At 58.0% G+C, this 19,156-nt stretch carries 17 protein-coding genes; 14 read left to right on the top strand and 3 right to left on the bottom strand.

The window, feature by feature from the left end; translation table 11 throughout:
* Positions 1-23: 23 nt before the first annotated feature.
* The 11 genes from lptD to AAC076_RS00305 all read left to right on the top strand — a co-directional run bounded on the left by lptD (position 24) and on the right by AAC076_RS00305 (position 13,873).
* A complete protein-coding gene (lptD, locus tag AAC076_RS00355) occupies positions 24-2,675 on the top strand; it encodes an LPS assembly protein LptD (protein WP_339842353.1) in 2,652 nt (883 codons plus the stop codon).
* Positions 2,665-3,954: a peptidylprolyl isomerase gene (locus AAC076_RS00350; RefSeq protein WP_339842352.1), complete on the top strand. Its 1,290-nt coding sequence runs from the start codon at positions 2,665-2,667 to the stop codon at positions 3,952-3,954. The genes lptD and AAC076_RS00350 overlap by 11 nt, the downstream gene beginning before the upstream one ends.
* Positions 3,954-4,946, top strand: coding sequence for a 4-hydroxythreonine-4-phosphate dehydrogenase PdxA (gene pdxA / locus AAC076_RS00345; RefSeq protein WP_339842351.1), 993 nt, complete (start codon positions 3,954-3,956; stop codon positions 4,944-4,946). Before AAC076_RS00350 ends, pdxA begins: the two co-directional genes overlap by 1 nt.
* Positions 4,943-5,758, top strand: coding sequence for a 16S rRNA (adenine(1518)-N(6)/adenine(1519)-N(6))-dimethyltransferase RsmA (rsmA, locus tag AAC076_RS00340; protein ID WP_339842350.1), 816 nt, complete (start codon positions 4,943-4,945; stop codon positions 5,756-5,758). The genes pdxA and rsmA overlap by 4 nt, the downstream gene beginning before the upstream one ends.
* A 20-nt stretch (positions 5,759-5,778) precedes the next feature.
* Positions 5,779-6,138: a Co2+/Mg2+ efflux protein ApaG gene (gene apaG / locus AAC076_RS00335; protein ID WP_339842483.1), complete on the top strand. Its 360-nt coding sequence runs from the start codon at positions 5,779-5,781 to the stop codon at positions 6,136-6,138.
* Positions 6,139-6,169: 31 nt separating this feature from the next.
* Positions 6,170-6,982 carry a symmetrical bis(5'-nucleosyl)-tetraphosphatase gene (locus AAC076_RS00330; protein WP_339842349.1) on the top strand — a complete coding sequence of 271 codons (813 nt, stop codon included), beginning with the start codon at positions 6,170-6,172 and terminating at the stop codon, positions 6,980-6,982.
* 3 nt (positions 6,983-6,985) lie between these two features.
* The gene (glpE, locus tag AAC076_RS00325; RefSeq protein ID WP_339842348.1) at positions 6,986-7,318 is read left to right on the top strand and encodes a thiosulfate sulfurtransferase GlpE; all 333 of its coding nucleotides are present in this window, start codon (positions 6,986-6,988) and stop codon (positions 7,316-7,318) included.
* A gap of 307 nt (positions 7,319-7,625) precedes the next feature.
* Positions 7,626-9,548: a PrkA family serine protein kinase gene (locus AAC076_RS00320; protein ID WP_339842347.1), complete on the top strand. Its 1,923-nt coding sequence runs from the start codon at positions 7,626-7,628 to the stop codon at positions 9,546-9,548.
* A gap of 153 nt (positions 9,549-9,701) precedes the next feature.
* The gene (locus AAC076_RS00315; protein ID WP_339842346.1) at positions 9,702-10,973 is read left to right on the top strand and encodes a YeaH/YhbH family protein; all 1,272 of its coding nucleotides are present in this window, start codon (positions 9,702-9,704) and stop codon (positions 10,971-10,973) included.
* Complete coding sequence (locus AAC076_RS00310) at positions 10,970-12,523, top strand: SpoVR family protein (RefSeq protein WP_339842345.1); 1,554 nt, start codon at positions 10,970-10,972, stop codon at positions 12,521-12,523. Before AAC076_RS00315 ends, AAC076_RS00310 begins: the two co-directional genes overlap by 4 nt.
* Before the next feature lie 105 nt (positions 12,524-12,628).
* On the top strand, positions 12,629-13,873 hold the full coding sequence (locus AAC076_RS00305; RefSeq protein WP_339842344.1) for a multifunctional CCA addition/repair protein: 1,245 nt from the start codon (positions 12,629-12,631) through the stop codon (positions 13,871-13,873).
* Between the two features lie 45 nt (positions 13,874-13,918).
* Here AAC076_RS00305 and folK read toward each other — a convergent pair whose 3' ends face one another.
* Positions 13,919-14,467 carry a 2-amino-4-hydroxy-6-hydroxymethyldihydropteridine diphosphokinase gene (gene folK / locus AAC076_RS00300; protein ID WP_339842343.1) on the bottom strand — a complete coding sequence of 183 codons (549 nt, stop codon included), beginning with the start codon at positions 14,465-14,467 and terminating at the stop codon, positions 13,919-13,921.
* A complete protein-coding gene (gene folB / locus AAC076_RS00295) occupies positions 14,464-14,826 on the bottom strand; it encodes a dihydroneopterin aldolase (protein WP_339842342.1) in 363 nt (120 codons plus the stop codon). The genes folK and folB overlap by 4 nt, the downstream gene beginning before the upstream one ends.
* A gap of 49 nt (positions 14,827-14,875) precedes the next feature.
* On the opposite strand from folB, the gene plsY reads away from it, so the two are divergent.
* Positions 14,876-15,460 (top strand): glycerol-3-phosphate 1-O-acyltransferase PlsY, encoded by a 585-nt coding sequence (gene plsY / locus AAC076_RS00290; RefSeq protein ID WP_339842341.1) that lies wholly within the window; start codon positions 14,876-14,878, stop codon positions 15,458-15,460.
* On the opposite strand, the gene tsaD is transcribed toward plsY, so the two are convergent.
* Positions 15,450-16,481, bottom strand: a complete 1,032-nt coding sequence (gene tsaD, locus AAC076_RS00285; RefSeq protein ID WP_339842340.1) for a tRNA (adenosine(37)-N6)-threonylcarbamoyltransferase complex transferase subunit TsaD — start codon at positions 16,479-16,481, stop codon at positions 15,450-15,452. The two genes, plsY and tsaD, sit on opposite strands and share 11 nt — an antisense overlap.
* A gap of 259 nt (positions 16,482-16,740) precedes the next feature.
* Between tsaD and rpsU the strand changes: the two genes are divergently transcribed.
* Positions 16,741-16,956 (top strand): 30S ribosomal protein S21, encoded by a 216-nt coding sequence (rpsU, locus tag AAC076_RS00280; RefSeq protein ID WP_022961595.1) that lies wholly within the window; start codon positions 16,741-16,743, stop codon positions 16,954-16,956.
* 243 nt (positions 16,957-17,199) lie between these two features.
* Positions 17,200-19,098, top strand: a complete 1,899-nt coding sequence (dnaG, locus tag AAC076_RS00275) for a DNA primase (RefSeq protein WP_339842339.1) — start codon at positions 17,200-17,202, stop codon at positions 19,096-19,098.
* Positions 19,099-19,156: the final 58 nt, after the last annotated feature.

Below are 19,156 nucleotides of genomic sequence, written 5' to 3'. Positions count from 1 at the left end.
CTGGAAGCCCGGATAACTACAATATGGCCAACCGAACTCCTCCGTTTCGTCCCGCTTTCCCGCTGCTGCTCGTCAGTGGGTTGCTTATAGCCCAGCCGCTGACCAGCCTGGCCAATACACAGGTCGATTGCCGGCCCAGCGCCGATGGAGCGGGCTGGAGCTGTGAGCCCGTGGCCGCACCGGCCAACTTGCCGCCACGGCCCGCCAGGCCTGCCGTAGTCGAGCCCGCCCCCCAGCAGGTGCGGCAGGCAGAGGCCGCGCAACCAGCTTCGGTCACGCAGGCGCGCTCAGCATCGCTGCCCGCCAGCGAGATGGACTGGGTCCCCCGTGACCAACTGAATGACGAGCAACGAGCCCAGATCGCCTCCTACTGCGGCGGAGCCTATGTGGAGCCTCCACGAGAAGGGCGTGACGATGCAACTCCGTTCGATCAGCTGCCGATTTATGCCAGCGCTGATTCAAGCCGCTTTGAACAGGGCACTCAGACCGGCACATTGGAAGGTGATGTCCTGCTGAGCCAGGGTCGCCTGCAGGCACAATCCAACCTCGCCAGCTTTGACCAGCCGAACAACCAGATACTTCTGGACGGCAACGTTCGCTTGCGCGACCAGGGCGTGCTGGTAACCGGTGACAAGGCAAGCATGAAGATCGACAGCGGTGAAGCACGCATCGATCAGGTGAATTACGTCGTACACGACGCCCACGCCCGGGGCACCGCCGCCAAGCTGATGCGCCGCGATGATGCCGTGATCGTGCTGACCGAAGGCACCTACACCACCTGCGAGCCAGGGGAAAATACCTGGGCTCTGCACAGCGATGACATAGAGCTGGACCGTGAAAAGGGCTGGGGCGAAGCCAAACACGTGACGCTACGGGTCAAGGACGTGCCGGTCTTCTACACGCCATACCTGTATTTCCCTCTGGATGACCGACGCCAGACGGGCTTGCTCGCCCCCAGCATGAGCAACTCGACCGACAACGGTACCGAGTTGGTCACGCCCTACTATTTCAATCTGGCGCCCAACTATGACGCCACCCTTTATCCGCGGCTGATGTCCCGCCGCGGCCTGCAGATGGAAGGTGACTTCCGTTACATGCGTCCGGATGAACTGACCGTGCTGAGCGCCAGCTTTCTCGATGACCGTGAATACGACGAGAATCGTTGGCTGTACGGCTTGAATCATGAGGGCGGTCTTTCCAGCCGAGTCGTAACCGAGGTCGACTACACCAACATCAGCGACCCCTTCTACTTCCAGGATCTCAACAGCTCCCTGGATACGCGCGGCGGCACCTTTGTCAATCAACGGGCATCTGTTACCTACCGCGGCGACAGCTGGAGCCTGCGGGGCACGCTGCATGCCTACGAGCTGGCGACGATCGCCTCACTCACGCCCTACCAGCGGCTCCCGCAATTGCGCTTGAATGGCAGTAACTATCTTGCCGGCTCCGGCTTCAAGCTCGACTACCGCGCCGAATACAGTTACTTCGATCGTAACCTGGAAAGCGGCACCATCACCGGCGAAGATGGGATCACCTTTGCCGAGCCCGACGAAAACCTGGTTGGCCTGCAACGTGCCACCGGCCATCGCGTTAGTGTCAGCCCGGCCATCAGTTATCCATGGCGAAACAGCTGGGCCTTCGTAACCCCCGGCGCTCGCGTGCAGTCGGTTTATTACGACCTGGAGTTTGATGGGCGCGCCGCCGACCCCTTTGACTATGACAACGCCGATACAAGCCCATCCAGCACCATCCCGGTAGCCAGCCTGGATGCGGGGCTGTACTTCGACCGTGATACGAGCTGGTTCGGCAATAGCATGCGTCAAACCCTGGAACCTCGAGCGTTTTACCTTTACGCCCCCTACGAGGACCAGAGCGATCAGCCGCTGTTTGATACCAACGCGAACACCTTCAGCTACAACTCACTATTCCGCGACGACCGCTTCAGCGGCAACGACCGCACCGGCGACGCCAATCAGCTGGCTCTCGGCGTAACCAGCAGGGCGCTGGAGTCCAATGGGCTGGAGCGGGCTCGTGCCAGCCTGGGCCAGGTCTTTTATTTCGCCGACCGTCGTGTTCAACTACTCGACAATCAGGGTACTTCGGCAGATGACGAAACCGAATCGTCATCAGCCTACGCCGCCGAAGCCATGTACCGCATCAACCAGGCATGGCGCGTGCGCGGCAACGTTTTATGGGATCCGGATAACAGCAGGAACGGTGCAGGCAGCCTCGTCGCGAACTATCAGCCAGGCAACGGCAGGATATTCAACGCAGGCTACCGCTACCGCAATCGAATCAATACCTTTGACTCCCTAACCGGTAACTTCCTGAGCGACCTGGATCAACGGATCGATCAATCCGATCTGTCGTTCATGTGGCCGTTGAATCCACAATGGAGTGTGATCGGACGCTGGCAGCATGATTTTGCCAGCGATAGAACCCTGGAAGCCTTTGGTGGTCTTGAATACGACAGCTGCTGTTGGAAGCTGCGATTCATCAACCGCTACTGGCTCGACTACAACGAACGCGAGTCCGTTGCCAATGACACAGGCAATACCGGCATATTCCTGCAGATCGTGCTCAAAGGGCTCGGCAGCGTCACAGGCAACCGTGTTGAAAGTCTTCTTGATGAAGGCATACCTGGTTACAGAGAGCGTGATAACAATGGTTTCTAAGTTTCATACAGCAGTCCTCGGCCTGTGCGCCAGCCTTCTAATCAGCGGCGCAGCGCAAGCCCAGGTTGTCCCCCTCGATCGTGTGGCCGCCATTGTCGACAACGACGTGGTGATGGCCAGTCAGGTAACCGAGCGCATGGCCGCGGTTCGCGACCAGCTCCAGCAGGGCGGCGTCCAGCTGCCACCGGAGGATGTCCTGCGCGAGCAGGTGATCGACCGGTTGGTACTGGAGAGCATCCAGCTGCAGATGGGCGAGAGGGCCGGCATTCGTATCGATGACCCCAGCCTCAACCAGACCATGCAACAACTGGCAGCGCGTAACGGCGTCACCATCGAGGAGTTTCGTGCAGCCCTGGAACGTGACGGTATCAGTTACGAGCAGGCTCGCGAGCAAATCCGCCGTGAAATGATCATCAACCGTGTGCGTCAACGCCGGGTAGCAGAGCGTATTCAGGTGAGCGATCAGGAAGTGCGCAACTTCCTTAATTCCGAAGCCGGCCGTATCCAGACTGCCCCCGAGTATCGCCTGGCCATGATCGTCCTGCCGATATCCGAGGGCGCCAGCCAGGATGAAGTCCAGGCGATTGGCGAAACAGCCGGCGAGATATACCAGGAGCTGCGCGAAGGTGCCGATTTCAGCGCCCTCGCCGTCAGCCGCTCCAATGGCGACACCGCCCTTGAAGGGGGTGAGCTGGGCTGGCGCAAGACAAGTGAAATACCCGTGCCCTTCGCCAATGCCATAGCCACGCTGGAACCCGGCGAAGTCACTCAGCCACTGCGCTCACCTGTGGGTTTTCACATTCTGCAGGTCCAGGACAAGCGCGGCGCCAGCGAGCAAGTGGTAGAGGAATATAACGTTCGCCACATCCTGGTCAAACCGAGCGAAATCCGCAGCCCGGAAGAAACTGCAAAACTGTCGCAACGCCTCTACGAGCGTATCCAGTCAGGCGAGTCCTTCGCCACACTGGCTCGCGGTTTCTCAGAAGATCCGGGGTCGGCCCTCAATGGCGGGTCCCTGGACTGGGTCATGCCCGAGACGATGGTTACCGAGTTCCGTGAAGTAATGACCTCCATCGAACAGGGCCAGGTATCTCGCCCGTTCGAGTCCCAGTTTGGCTGGCATGTTCTACAGGTCGAGGGTAAGCGTAGCGTCGATATGACCGACGAAATGCGTGAGCAGCAGGCTGCCAGCCTGTTGCAGGAACGCAAATATGACTCGGAACTGCAGACCTGGCTGATGGAAATTCGCGATGAAGCCTATGTCGAGATCCTTATCTAGTGACTTGCCGAGCAATTGCTCTCACGCCTGGCGAGCCTGCCGGCATCGGACCTGATCTATGTCTGATGCTGGCCGCAAACGCCTGTGCACATGAGCGAGTGGTTATAGGCGATCCGGACATGCTCGCGACGCGGGCGCAGATGCTGGGTCTCGACGTGCAGATCAGTCCATTTGATCCGCACTCGCTACCCCAGCCCCAGGCCGCCGGACAATTGAGCGTCCTGCCGGTGAAGATGTCCCAACCCTGCCATCCCGGCACTCTCAACCCGGCAAATGCACAATATGTGCTGAACACGCTGGAGCTGGCAGGACAGGGCTGCATGGACGGGCATTTTGCAGCGATAGTCACTGCACCGGTGCACAAGGGGGTCATCAACGACGCAGGCGTGAGGTTTTCTGGTCACACCGAGTTTTTTGCGGAACAGACCAAAAGCTCGCAGGTTGTCATGATGCTCGCCTGCCCAGGCTTGCGGGTAGCACTTGCTACCACGCATCTCCCGCTTCGAGCCGTGCCGGATGCCATTGATCAGCCACTGCTCGAGCGCGTTCTGGCGATACTTCACGCCGACCTCATGAACAAGTTCGGCATCGCCGAACCGCGTATTCTGATATGCGGGCTCAATCCCCATGCCGGAGAAAGCGGTCATATGGGCCGTGAAGAGATAGATATCATCATTCCCGTTCTGGAGCGTTTGCGCGCCCAGGGCATGCACCTGGAAGGCCCCTTGCCAGCAGACACCCTTTTTACCCCCAAACACCTGGCGCACGCCGATGCAGTTCTGGCCATGTACCACGACCAAGGTTTGCCCGTGCTCAAGCACAAGGGCTTCGGCCAGGCCGTGAACATCACCCTCGGCATGCCGATCATACGCACCTCGGTTGACCACGGTACGGCCCTGGACCTCGCCGGCACTGGCAAGGCCGATCCAGGCAGCCTCCGCGTAGCTCTCGACACCGCCATCAGCATGTTCGAAGCGAGGGACGGCGCATGAGTGAATTTGCTCCCCACCGGGCCAGAAAGCGCTTCGGTCAGAATTTCCTGCATGACCCGGGTGTAATAAACAATATTCTGCGCGCAGTAGCACCGCGCGAGGGGCAGCACCTGGTAGAGATCGGGCCCGGCCAGGGTGCAATTACCGAAGGGTTGCTTGAAAGCGGTGCCCGGCTTGATGTGGTGGAACTTGACCACGACCTGCATCCTCTTCTGCTTGCCCGCTTCGGCGCCAACGCGCATTTTCAGCTGCACAAGGGCGACGCCCTCAAGTTCGATTTCAGTCAGTTAGTGCCTGCGGGCGAAAAGCTCCGGGTGGTTGGCAATCTGCCCTACAACATATCCACGCCTCTGATGTTTCATCTGCTCAAGCAAGCCAACTGCATAGCCGACATGCATTTCATGCTGCAAAAGGAAGTGGTTCAACGGCTTGCCGCTGGCGCTGGAATGAACCATTACGGGCGTCTGGGGATCATGGTGCAGTACCACTGCCAGGTGGAGCATCTGTTTGACGTCGGCCCCGGTGCATTCAAGCCAGCGCCCAAGGTGGACTCGGCGATCGTGCGCCTTACGCCCCATGCGCAACTGCCGCATCCTGCACAAGACCCTGCCATGCTGGAACTGGTTGTAAGAGAAGCATTCAATCAGCGCCGCAAAACCCTGCGCAACACGCTCAAGCCGTTGCTTAGCGAGGCAGACATCGTCGCAGAAGATCTGGATCCGACACTGCGTCCCGAGCAGGTGGACCTGGCGGGTTTCGTCCGGCTGGCCAACCGCCTGGCTCGCCAGGCCAAAGAGGACACCCAAGCGTGAGCGGCTCACCTACCTACGACATGACCATTACCGTCGATACCCGCTATCTGAGCGAGCAATCGGACCCCTCAGCCAATCGCTATGCCTTTGCCTACACTATCCACATACTCAATAGTGGCGACATTCCTGCACAATTGCTGGATCGGCATTGGAAGATAATCGATGGCAACGGCAAGGTGCAGGAAGTCAAAGGGCCCGGCGTGATCGGCGAGCAACCATTGATTGCTCCCGCAGTAACCTATACCTACACAAGCGGTTGCCTCCTGGAGACACCAGTTGGCACGATGGAGGGCAGCTACGGGATGCGCGCCGCCGATGATCACAGTTTTCAGGCACCCATCGAGTTGTTCCGGCTTGCCAAGCCCAACGCTCTGAACTGATATCCACTGGCGCCTCAAACAGGTCTGGTTAATGACGACATATGCTGTCGGCGATCTACAGGGTTGCCTGGGACCGTTGAAAGTCCTGCTACAAAAAGTTGATTTCAATCCGTCACGCGACACGCTTTGGTCCGTGGGAGATCTGGTCAATCGCGGGCCCGACTCCCTCGGCACTCTGCGCTTCCTGGATAGTCTCGGTGGATCTTGCATAGCCGTTCTGGGTAACCATGACCTGCACCTGCTGGCTACAGCGCAGGATGCCACCCGACTGCGCAAGTCCGACACCCTGCTTTCGATCCTCAAGGCTGACGACCGCGCTCGCCTGCTCGACAATTTGCTTCAGCGCCCCCTGGCACACTTCGATGCCAGCCGAGGCCTGTTCATGAGCCACGCTGGCATACCTCCGATCTGGACCGTGGCCCAGACCATGATGTATGCCAATGAGGTTGAGGAAACGTTACGCGCGCCAGACCGCCGGGAAACATTCCTTGCCAACATGTATGGCAATCAGCCCGACCGCTGGTCCGACACGCTGACTGGCCTGGATCGGCTGCGCAGCATCACCAATTATCTAACCCGGATGCGCTTCTGCCGGGCTGACGGCACCCTTGACCTGAAATCCAAGGACGGCCAGGAAGACGCACCCACAGGCTTTGCGCCCTGGTTCAGCTATCCGCGCAAGGATCCAGATATCCAGGTAGTGTTTGGCCACTGGGCAGCGCTTGAAGGCAAAAGCAATACAGCCGACGTGCACGCCCTGGATAGCGGCTGTGTGTGGGGCCACCATATGACGCTGATGAACCTGGACACCGGCGAGCGCCATCAATGCGAATGCGGGGATTGAGCAATGAGCGAATTTGAACGTATCGGGCCCGAGCCGGCCCGACTGCTGATGGAACAGGGCGCTACGGTAGTCGATATCCGCGATCCGCATAGTTTTGCCAACGGACATATAACCGGCGCCCAGCATCTGGACAACAACACCTTGACCGCTTTTGTGGCCGGCGCAGATCGCGACCAGCCGCTGATTGTCTGCTGCTATCACGGCAACTCCAGCCAGCCGGCGGCTGCCTATCTTGCCGATCAGGGCTTCGCCCGGGTTTTCAGCCTGGACGGCGGCTATGAGCTATGGCGCCAGCAATTCCCCGAGCAGATTGCCCAGCCTGACCCCCACAAGTGATGTTTCGACGGCATTACAATTTTTTCCAATAAGTCGGTGCCAGTACCGAACAAACCAACTATTCTGTGATCAAGGCAATCATTAACTGAAAGCCGGTCTGCCGGCTTCCGTCAAAACGGGAGCCTGCCGGATTCCATCTGGCAACCATCTCGCCAGATTGCGGATTCGACAGACTCTCTGACCATGCCTGTTGCGTTGGTGTTGGGGGGATTCATGCTTTGCTTTATACCGTCGCCCTTTACTGGCCGTCAGGCTGGCTACCGCCCGGAAGCCACAGACCTCATTCCAGCACTTGCGAGGTCGAGTCATGAGCATATTCAGCCATTTCCAGAACCGCTTTGAAACTACCCGGCAGGAAGAGTTCAGCCTGCAGGAGTACCTTGACCTGTGCAAGTCAGACCCCCTGACCTATGCCACCGCATCGGAGCGATTGCTCAAGTCGATCGGTGAGCCTGAACTCATCGATACCTCACTCGACCCTCGCATGTCGCGAATCTTTTCCAACAAGATCATCAAGCGCTATCCGGCTTTTGCCGATTTTCACGGTATGGAAGACGCGATCGAACATATCGTGTCCTTTTTCCGTCACGCGGCCCAGGGTCTGGAAGAACGCAAACAGATTCTCTACCTGCTTGGCCCTGTGGGTGGTGGCAAGTCATCGCTGGCAGAAAAACTCAAGGCGCTGATGCAGCAGGTCCCTTTCTACGCGATCAAGGGTTCGCCGGTATTCGAGTCGCCCCTGGGGCTGTTCAGTCCCGAGGAGGACGGGGCCATTCTCGAGGAGGACTACGGCATACCGCGCCGCTACGTGAACAGCATCATGTCACCCTGGGCGGTCAAGCGCCTGCACGAGTTCAACGGTGACATAAGCCAGTTCCGGGTAGTCAAACTGTATCCCTCGATCCTGCAGCAGGTCGGCATCGCCAAGACCGAGCCAGGTGATGATAACAACCAGGACATTTCCGCACTGGTCGGCAAGGTGGATATACGCAAACTCGAGGAGTTCCCCCAGAACGACCCTGACGCATACAGCTACTCAGGCGCGCTGTGCCGCGCTAACCAGGGGCTCATGGAGTTCGTGGAAATGTTCAAGGCACCGATCAAGGTGCTACATCCACTGCTCACCGCCACTCAGGAAGGCAATTACAACAGTACCGAGGGCCTCGGCGCGATCCCGTTCAACGGCGTGATTCTTGCCCACTCCAACGAGTCGGAATGGCACACATTCCGCAATAACAAGAATAACGAGGCCTTTATCGACCGGATCTACATCGTCAAGGTGCCTTATTGCCTGCGCGTCAGCGACGAAATCCAGATCTACCAGAAGCTCTTGACTACCAGTTCTCTGGCCCACGCCCACTGCGCGCCGGACACGTTGAAGATGCTCGCCCAGTTCACCGTGCTGTCGCGACTCAAGGAACCTGAAAACTCGAACGCGTATTCCAAAATGCGTGTCTACGACGGTGAGAACCTGAAGGACACCGACCCCAAGGCCAAGTCGATCCAGGAGTATCGCGACAATGCAGGTGTAGATGAGGGCATGAACGGTCATTCTACGCGCTTTGCGTTCAAGATCCTGTCTCGGGTATTCAACTATGACAACAGCGAGGTTGCTGCAAACCCAGTACATCTTCTCTACGTCCTTGAGCAGCAGATCGAACAGGAACAATTTACCAATGAGGTAAGCGAGCGCTACCTGCGGTTTATCAAGGAATACCTGGCGCCGCGTTACGTAGACTTCATCGGCAAGGAAATCCAGACCGCCTATCTGGAGTCTTACAGTGAGTACGGACAGAACATCTTCGATCGCTATGTGATGTACGCCGACTTCTGGATTCAGGACCAGGAATATCGCGACCCAGATACTGGTGAAATTCTCGATCGCGTGGCACTGAACGAAGAGCTGGAGAAAATCGAGAAGCCAGCGGGCATAAGCAACCCGAAGGATTTCCGTAACGAGATAGTCAACTTCATGCTTCGCGCCCGCGCTCAGAACAATGGGAAGAATCCGAGCTGGCTCTCCTATGAAAAACTGCGCATGGTGATCGAGAAGAAAATGTTCTCCAACACCGAAGATCTGTTGCCGGTGATCAGCTTCAACGCCAAGGCCTCCAAGGAAGATCAGAAAAAACACGGAGACTTTGTAAGTCGCATGGTAGAGCGCGGCTATACCGAGAAGCAGGTGCGCCTGCTATCGGAATGGTATCTGCGGGTGCGCAAGGCTCAGTAGAAGCAGCTGGAAGCTGGAAGCTGGAAGCTGGAAGCTGGAAGCTGGAAGCTGGAAAAGAGTGTGTCGACATTCCGGCTCTGTACAAAGCCTTAAAAACTGCATGAGCAGCTTCAAGCTTAATACTTCGAGCTTCAAGCTGCCCCGGAGGGGGCCATGAACTATGTGATTGACCGACGCCTGAACGGCAAGAACAAGAGCACGGTGAACCGGCAACGGTTCCTGCGTCGCTACAAGACCCACATCAAGAAGGCAGTGGAAGAAGCGGTCGGGCGGCGGTCGATCACCGATCTCGAGCATGGCGAACAGATCAGTATTCCCGGTCGCGATATCGACGAGCCCATTTTTCACCACGGCCGTGGTGGTAGAAATACCGGAGTGCATCCGGGTAATCGGGACTTCAGCACTGGTGACCGTATTCCCCGCCCGGACGGCCAGGGCGGTGGAGGCGCCGGCAATCAGGCCGGTGACAGCGGCGAGGGGATGGACGAGTTCGTCTTCCAGATCACCCAGGAGGAATTCCTCGACTTCATGTTCGAGGATCTGGCGCTACCCAACCTGGTCAAGCGCCATCTGGTGGGCACTGACACTTTCAAGCCAATACGCGCGGGTATCAGCAGCCAGGGAAATCCGTCACGCATTAATATCGTGCGCTCCATGCGCTCGGCCCACGCCCGCCGTATTGCCCTGAGTGGTGGTAGCCGGGCACGATTGCGCGAGGCAACCCGGGAACTGGAACAACTCAAGCTGGAACAACCCGATAACTTCACCGACATGCGCTTGCTCGAGGAGGAAATCGAGCAGCTACGCAAGCGTATCGATCGCATTCCATTCCTGGACACCTTCGACCTGCGCTACAACCTGATCTCTCAGCAACCCAACCCCAGCTCCAAGGCAGTAATGTTCTGTCTGATGGACGTATCCGGATCAATGACACAGGCCACCAAGGACCTGGCCAAACGTTTCTATATTCTGTTGTACATGTTCCTGCAGCGTAACTACGAGCGCATCGAGGTGGTCTTCATTCGCCATCACACCAGTGCCAAGGAAGTCGACGAAGAGGAGTTTTTCTACTCCCGCGAGACCGGTGGCACCATTGTCTCCAGCGCCCTGCGTCTGATGCAGGAGATTGTGGAGCAGCGCTATTCACCCAACGAATGGAACATTTACTGCGCTCAGGCTTCCGATGGCGACAACTGGAACGACGACTCCCCGATCTGCCGGGAACTACTGATCCGCAAGATCATGCCGGCCATGCAGTATTACTGCTATGTTGAGATAACACCGCGTGAACATCAGGCGCTCTGGTATGAGTACGAACAGATCGCGGAGTATTTCTCGGACAGTTTCGCCCAACAGCAAATAGTCGATGCCAATGATATCTATCCGGTGTTCCGCAAACTATTCCAGAAAAGGATGGCCACATGATCCGCAAACCCATCTCGACGGGCTCGGAATGGACCTTCGACCTGATCCGCGAATACGACCGTGAAATCCGCCGCATCGCCCACGATGTATACAAACTGGACACCTACCCGAACCAGATAGAGGTGATCACTGCCGAACAGATGATGGATGCCTATGCCTCGGTGGGCATGCCACTGGGCTACCATCACTGGTCCTACGGCAAGCACTTCCTGCACACCGAAAAGAACTACAAGCGCGGCCAGACGGGGCTTGCCTATGAGATCGTGATCAACTCCGATCCGTGCATTGCCTATCTGATGGAAGAGAACACCATGACCATGCAGGCACTGGTCATTGCGCATGCCTGTTACGGCCATAATTCATTCTTCAAGGGAAATTATCTGTTCCGCAGCTGGACCGATGCCAGCGCAATCATCGACTACCTGGTCTTTGCCCGTCACTACATCAACGAGTGCGAGGAGCGTCACGGAATCGATGCGGTCGAGGACATTCTCGATTCCTGTCACGCGCTGATGAACTATGGCGTAGACCGCTACAAGCGGCCCTACCCAATTTCGGCCGAGGAAGAACGTCAACGTCAGCAGGAACGCGAGGAACACCTGCAGAGACAGGTCAACGACCTGTGGCGCACCATCCCCGTGTCTGCCGAAGCGCAACAGCGTCGCCACGAAGAGCCACGCTACCCAAGCGAGCCCCAGGAAAACCTGCTGTATTTCATTGAGAAAAATGCCCCGCTGCTCGAACCCTGGCAAAGGGAAGTCGTGCGCATAGTGCGCAAGGTCGCCCAGTATTTCTATCCGCAGCGACAGACCCAGGTGATGAATGAAGGTTGGGCAACGTTCTGGCACTACACCCTGCTTAACCATCTCTATGATGAGGGCAAGGTTACCGACGGTTTTATTATCGAATTCCTGCAGTCGCATACCAGTGTGATCTACCAGCCACCCTTCGACAGCAAGTGGTACAGCGGCATCAATCCCTATGCGCTGGGCTTTGCCATGATGACGGACATCCGCCGCATCTGCGAAAACCCTACTGAGGAAGATCGTCGTTGGTTCCCCGACATCGCGGGCAGCGACTGGTTGGAAACCCTCCAGTTCGCCATGCGCAATTTCAAGGACGAGAGCTTCATTTTGCAGTTCCTGTCGCCCAAGGTGATGCGGGATATGAAACTCTTCGCAATTACCGATGATGAAATCGACGACCATCTGGAAATAGCCGCGATTCATGACGACGACGGTTACCGCGCCGTGCGGCAGCATCTGGCCGCGCAATACAACCTGGGTAACCGGGAACCCAACATACAGGTCTGGGAAGTCGACCGCCGCGGCGATCGCTCATTGACCCTGCGCCACCAACGTCATGAAGGCAAACCCCTGGGAGAAAGCACCGGCGAAATGCTGCGACACCTGCACCGCCTGTGGGGCTTCGATATCCACCTGCAAAGCCTGGAAGGCGACGAGGTGGCCGAGGAACTGCATATCCCTGTACGCGTGGAAAATCGGGAAGAGCGACTTCCCCGCTTCGACCTCAACATTCCACCGCTCTAGAACAGGTAGTAAGCCGTTCGGGTGACGTCGGAGGTTTGGTTTGAAGCTTGCGGCTTGGGTTTTTTTGCTTGAAGCTTGCCGCTTGCTGCTGAGGAATCGAGACTCATGTCATCCACTTACAAAACCTACCTGGTCGGCGGAGCTGTGCGCGATCAGCTGCTTGGGCATCCGTTCAACGACTACGACTGGGTTGTTGTCGGCGCCACGCCGCAGTTGATGATTGACGCCGGGTTTCGGCCGGTCGGGCAGGATTTCCCGGTTTTCTTGCACCCTGAAACTGGCGAAGAATATGCCCTGGCACGCACAGAGCGCAAAAGCGGCCAGGGTTATGGTGGCTTTACCTTTCACGCCAGCCCCAACGTCACGCTTGAGCAGGACCTGATCCGCCGCGACCTGACCATCAACGCAATGGCCATGGATGACGACTGCAAGGTGATTGACCCCTACGGCGGCCAGCGTGATCTGGCCGCTCGCGTTCTTCGGCATGTTTCTCCCGCCTTTGTGGAGGACCCGATGCGAGTGCTTCGTATCGCCCGTTATGCCGCGCGGTACGACCGGATGGGCTTTACAGTCGCGCCGGACACCATGGCACTAATGGGTGAACTGGCCCGCAGCGGCGAGCTCAAGGCGCTGACGGCCGAGCGTAGCTGGAAGGAAATCAGTCGTGCACTGATGGAACCCAACCCGGAGATTTTCATCAGGGTACTGCGTGATTGCGGCGCGTTAGCCGAGCTTTTGCCCGAAGTAGACCGCCTGTTTGGTGTACCTCAGCCCAAAGCCCATCATCCGGAGGTGGATACCGGGGAACACCTGCTTCTGGTGCTACAAGCCGCTGCCAAAATGCAACTGACTCTGCCTGCCCGCTGGGCGTGCCTGCTGCATGACTTGGGTAAAGGTCTTACTGACCCGGCGCACTGGCCCAAGCATCATGGCCATGAAACCAAGGGACTCGCTGCGGTTAAAGCAGTCAACAAACGCTGCAAGGCACCACGCGACTGCCAGGAGCTGGCTCTGTTGACCTGCGAGTATCACACCCATAGCCATCGGGCACTGGAACTCAAAGCAGGCACCCTGCTCAAGTTGTTCAAGGCCTTTGATATCTACCGTCGCCCTGAACGTTTTGAGCAATTTCTTGGAAGCTGCGAAGCCGACGCTCGAGGTCGCACCGGACTGGAGAATGAGCCTTACCCCCAGGCAGACTATTTGCGCGCAGCCGCTCAGGCGGCACGCGGCGTAAGTGTCGAATCGCTGTTGACCCAGAGGCTGGAAGGGGCCGAGTTGGGCAAGGGCCTGGAACGCGAGCGTGAAAAAGCGATTGCCGAATTCAAGGCCAGCTTTCCCCAGGGCTGAATAAGGCTTCCGGCCCTAGGAAGCGACCTCTCGGCCGAGAGAAAACTAGCCTCCGATGCTTGAGCGCAGCGCTTGCGCCTCCAGAAGCGCCTGCGACGTCAGTGTCTGACCCCGCCATTGAAACAGCACTGGCCACAACTGCTGGTCGCCCTGCCATGCAGCCCAAAGCGCGGCATAGGTCTGGTCGCTGCCAGGCAACATCCCATGGGGCGCCAGCAATGCAAGAGGCCACAGAACGAAAGCATTACGCACAACCTCCGGGCGCGGCAGCGTCTGACCCGCATGTACACCTGTCAGATCCCCGTAGCTGAGAATATCGATATCCAGCGTAATGCGGCCCGGAGATGCCGAGTCCCGGCGGCCACAGGCAGCTTCGATTGCTTTCAACGCCGCATTAAGATCGGCCACGGCCAGGTGTGTTTCAGCACCGACGACCATATTGTAAAAACGCCGGCCCAACACGCCCACCGCATCACTTTCAAAAACCGGTGACAAGTCCAACGGGCCCAGCAGTTGCCGCAGCGCGTCGAGCCCCCGGACAAGGTGCTGATCTCGATCACTGTTACTGCCAAGCCCCAGGAAAATCGCGGTCATAACGTACGCACCCCCCGCTCGATCAACACCCCGACACCACCCGAGGCCTCGCTGACCGCGCCGGGCTTGGTTACCCGCAGACGCAGCCAGGGTACCGAGAACTCGCTCATGATCAACGCAGCAACATTCTCGGCCAAAGCCTCCACCAGGAGAAACTGGCTGCCGGCAACAAAATCCAGCACGCGCCGACTCACGGCAGCGTAATCCAGAGTCGCTCTCAGATCATCCCCGGCGGCGGCCGCTCGAATATCCCAACCCAGATCAAGGTCGAGCACCAGCGGCTGGAGAATTTCGCGCTCCCAGTCGTAGACACCAATCACAGCGTCTACCGCCAACCCCTTGATAAATACCTGGTCCACACACAACTCCACTGTCGACTACAATCGGGTTTTGATCACGGCGAAGGCCATGTCCATCGAACTCATACTGCTACTGTGCACTTCATACCTGCTCGGGTCGATATCCTTTGCCGTGGTACTCAGCAAGCTTGGCAAACTACCCGACCCGCGCAGCTTCGGTTCAGGCAATCCCGGGGCCAGCAACATGCTGCGCCTGGGTGGTCGCTCACTGGCGCTTGCGACCTTGCTTGGCGACGTGGGCAAGGGAGCGCTGGCGGTCTGGCTAGGCAGCCTAATGAACCCTGACCCGGCTGTCCTTGGGTGGGTTGGTCTGGCTGCCGTGGTCGGGCACATATTGCCTGTATTCCATCGCCTGCAAGGCGGCAAGGGAGTCGCCACTGCCGCCGGCGTATTACTTGTACTCTCCTGGCCAGCCGCACTGATTGCCAGCGTACTTTGGCTAGGCGTTTTCGCCAGGCGCCGGATCGCCTCGCTCGCCTCCCTGGCGGCTTGCATTGGCCTGGTGCCCTGGCTTGCCTGGCAGCGACCGGAACTGCTATTGCCCTGCGGCCTCATGGTCGCGCTGATTCTACTGCGCCACCGGGTCAATATAGGTCGACTTCTGGAGGGCAGCGAGAATCACTTCAAGCGTTGAGCGGCGGCAGTTCTTCCATCGGCCAGCGTGCGCGGGCTTCGATGCCCCCCTGGTCATGCTGTCCCGCCATCAGACGCTGACAGCCTGCATAGGCAATCATCGCCCCGTTATCAGTACAGAACGCCGGCCGCGCATAAAAAAGCTCACCCTTGATTCCGCTGGCCATTTTCTCCAGGGAGTGCCGCAACTGGCGGTTGGCACTCACACCACCGGCGATCACCAATGTTTTCAAGCCGGTAGCCTTGAGAGCACGTTTGCATTTAATGGTCAGGGTATCGACCACGGCCTGCTCGAAGGCCAGGGCCACATCACAGCGGGTCTGCTCACTGTCATCGCCGTCAACCACGCACTTCTGCCACGCGTTGAGCGTTGCTGTCTTGAGCCCACTGAAACTGAAATCCAGCCCGGGCCGGTCGGTCATCGGCCGCGGAAAGGTGAATCGTCCCGGCACACCGGATGCAGCCAGCCTGGCTATCTCCGGACCACCGGGATAGGGCAGGCCCATCAGCTTGGCAGTCTTGTCAAAAGCCTCGCCAGCCGCGTCATCCAGAGATTCACCCAGTAACTGGTACTGTCCAATACCGTCGACTCGCACTAACTGGGTATGGCCACCAGATACCAGCAGAGCGACGAACGGAAACGCCGGCGGATTTTCCTCAAGCATCGGCGCCAGTAAATGTCCTTCCATATGGTGAACGCCGAGTACGGGCACGCCCCAGGCAAAGGCTAATGCACGAGCGCACGCACCCCCAACCAGCAAAGCACCCACCAGGCCGGGGCCGGCGGTATAGACCACGCCGTCCACATCACCCTCTACCACTCCGGCGCTGGCGAATACTTCTCGCATCAAAGGAATCAGACGTTTTACGTGGTCCCGCGATGCCAGTTCGGGCACAACCCCGCCGTATACGCGATGCAGGTCGATCTGGCTGAACAGAGCATCAGCCAGTAAACCTCGCTCGCTGTCATACAGGGCAATACCGGTTTCATCACAGGAGGTTTCGATACCCAGAACGCGCATAGGGTCCTTGCTGCAATCAGCTGTTGGAATGGCAGCGCATGATAATATTCCTGTAGGCTGCAGGCCAGTTTTTCCGGGGCGGCACCTCACTCCAAGCGCACCACTCGTCCGGAAACCGACCAACAGGCAGTGGCTTTCATCCAATCTTGTTTTGCATTTCCTATTTATTGGGGTTAACATCCGCTCCCCTTGAAATGCAATCGCTTCCGGCCAAGGCCGGGGGCATGACTCACAGTTAAACTTTGAGAAAAGGTACGAAATGCCTGCCGTCAAACTGAAAGAGAACGAACCATTCGACGTAGCTCTGCGCCGCTTCAAGCGCTCCTGCGAGAAAGCTGGTGTGCTGGCAGAAGTCCGCCGCCGCGAGTTTTATGAAAAGCCCACTACCGAGCGCAAGCGTAAGGCTGCGGCTGCTGTAAAGCGCCACGCCAAGAAGTTGCAACGCGAACAGCGTCGCCACGTACGCCTGTACTAAGTTCCGGACCGTCTGCTTGCGGGCCTTGAACGGCCCAATGAATCATCGCATCGGCGATCCGATTCAAGCGGACTGAATAATCTGGCACTGCGCATTTGTCCGGCCTTCCGAAGCACAGGGAAATGGCTGGATTTTTGCGTTTCTCGGTTTTAATGCACTTCTATAGTGCTTCGAGCCGGGACGGGCGCAGGATGCCTGGTTACGCCACGGCAACCTACTCGACGACTTCGCAGGGCAGCTTCGATGGCGGGATTGATTCCCCAAGGCTTCATTGATGACCTCCTCGGCCGGACCGATATCCTCGAGGTGGTAGGCTCACGCCTGAAATTGAAGAAAACCGGCAAGAATTTTTCCGCCCTCTGCCCTTTTCATAACGAAAAATCTCCTTCGTTCAGCGTTAGTCCGGACAAGCAGTTCTACTACTGCTTCGGCTGCGGCGCAGGCGGCAATGCGCTGAGCTTTGTGATGGATTTCGAGCGCCTGGACTTTCCCCAGGCGGTTGAGGAGCTTGCACGTCAGGCCGGGGTAGACGTCCCACGCGAAGAAGCTCGCCCAGGCGCCCGCGAATCGCGCAAACCTCGCCAGGATAACCCGCTATACGCCCTGCTTGAGCAGGCAGCCGCGTTCTATCGGCAGCAATTGCGCCATCACCCCAAACGCGACCGCGCTGTAAGCTATCTCAAGCAGCGCGGACTGACCGGCCAGATTGCCAAACTTTACGACATCGGTTTTGCTGCCCCCGGATGGGACAACCTGATGGGGCATCTGACCAAGGACTCAACCGAGGTCAAGGCGCTGATCGAAGCCGGTCTTGTGGTGGAAAATCCTGACAGCGGTAAGCGCTATGACCGTTTTCGCGACAGGATCATTTTTCCGATTCGCGACAGCCGCGGCCGCACTCTCGGATTCGGCGGCCGGGTACTGGGAGACGACAAGCCCAAATACCTGAACAGCCCCGAAACGCCGGTGTATCACAAGGGTCAGGAGCTATACGGACTTTACGAGGCCCGACAGGCGAACAGGCAGCTGGATGATGTACTTGTGGTCGAGGGCTATATGGACGTAATCGCCTTGGCCCAGCACGGTGTTACCAATGCGGTGGCCACGCTAGGCACCGCGACCAGCGAAGAGCACCTCAAGCGACTATTCCGTATTGTTAACGCGGTGGTGTTCTGCTTTGACGGCGACCGTGCCGGTGTGCAAGCGGCCTGGCGCGCGCTGAATGCCTGCCTGCCAGTGATGGAAGACGGACGACATGTCCGCTTCATGTTCCTTCCCGAAGGACAGGACCCGGACTCACTGATACGCAGCGAAGGTCAGGATGCATTCCGCGCGCGCATGGCGCAGCAGGCTCAACCGCTTACAGACTATCTGTTTCGTCATCTTGCAGAGGAAGCGAACCCGGACAGCCTTGAGGGCAAGGCGCACCTGGCGACCCTGGCACTACCCCTGATTGAGCAGGTGCCGGGCAGCATGCTGCGCCGGCTTTTGCGCCAACAACTGGAAAAACTGACAGGCATGGACCTGGATACGGTGCCCCGGCAATCGGCTCCAGCGGTTCATCATGAAATGGCCAGTTACAGCAATATGCCTGACGAAATGATGGGCGAGCACGATGACGGGGAATACTATTCTCCTGAAGCCTGGCAACCAGCGGCCAGACAGCGGCCCGTGCAAAACCGCTCCGCGCGCAAACGCGGAGTCGAGCGCAGCGAAGTAGAAAGCCCTCTGCTGACTGCGGCCCGCACCCTGCTGCACCATCCACAGCTTGCGGGCCTGGTGGAAGAAGCTCATCAGTTCGCCAATGAAGAAAGCGAGCAGGCGCAATTACTGGTCGCGTTAATTGATGCCCTGCAGAAAACGCCTACACTAAGTACTGTTCAGCTGCTGGCGCGCTGGCACGGCACTGAGATGGGCGAGCAACTCGGCCAACTGGCTGAAAAGGAATGGTTGCTGAATATTCCCAGCGCCAACCTTGAACAACAGTTTTTCGACACCATTAACAATCTGGTATCGCAGCAAACCGACAGACGCATTCAGAAACTCCTCGACCAATCAGCGCAAATGCCGCTGACTTCCGAGGAAAAGCAGGAACTGCGCGAGCTCCTGACACGAAGCTCCACGCACATCAGCGACAAGTAAACCGGCACCCCAACTGGCTTTGCAGCTTGCAATGAGGGTATAATCCGCAGCTTGTTTT

It is taken from the genome of uncultured Halopseudomonas sp. (assembly GCF_963977355.1).
In the GTDB taxonomy this organism is placed as follows: Bacteria; Pseudomonadota; Gammaproteobacteria; order Pseudomonadales; family Pseudomonadaceae; genus Halopseudomonas.
This window is presented reverse-complemented; position numbering and strand designations above follow the sequence as displayed.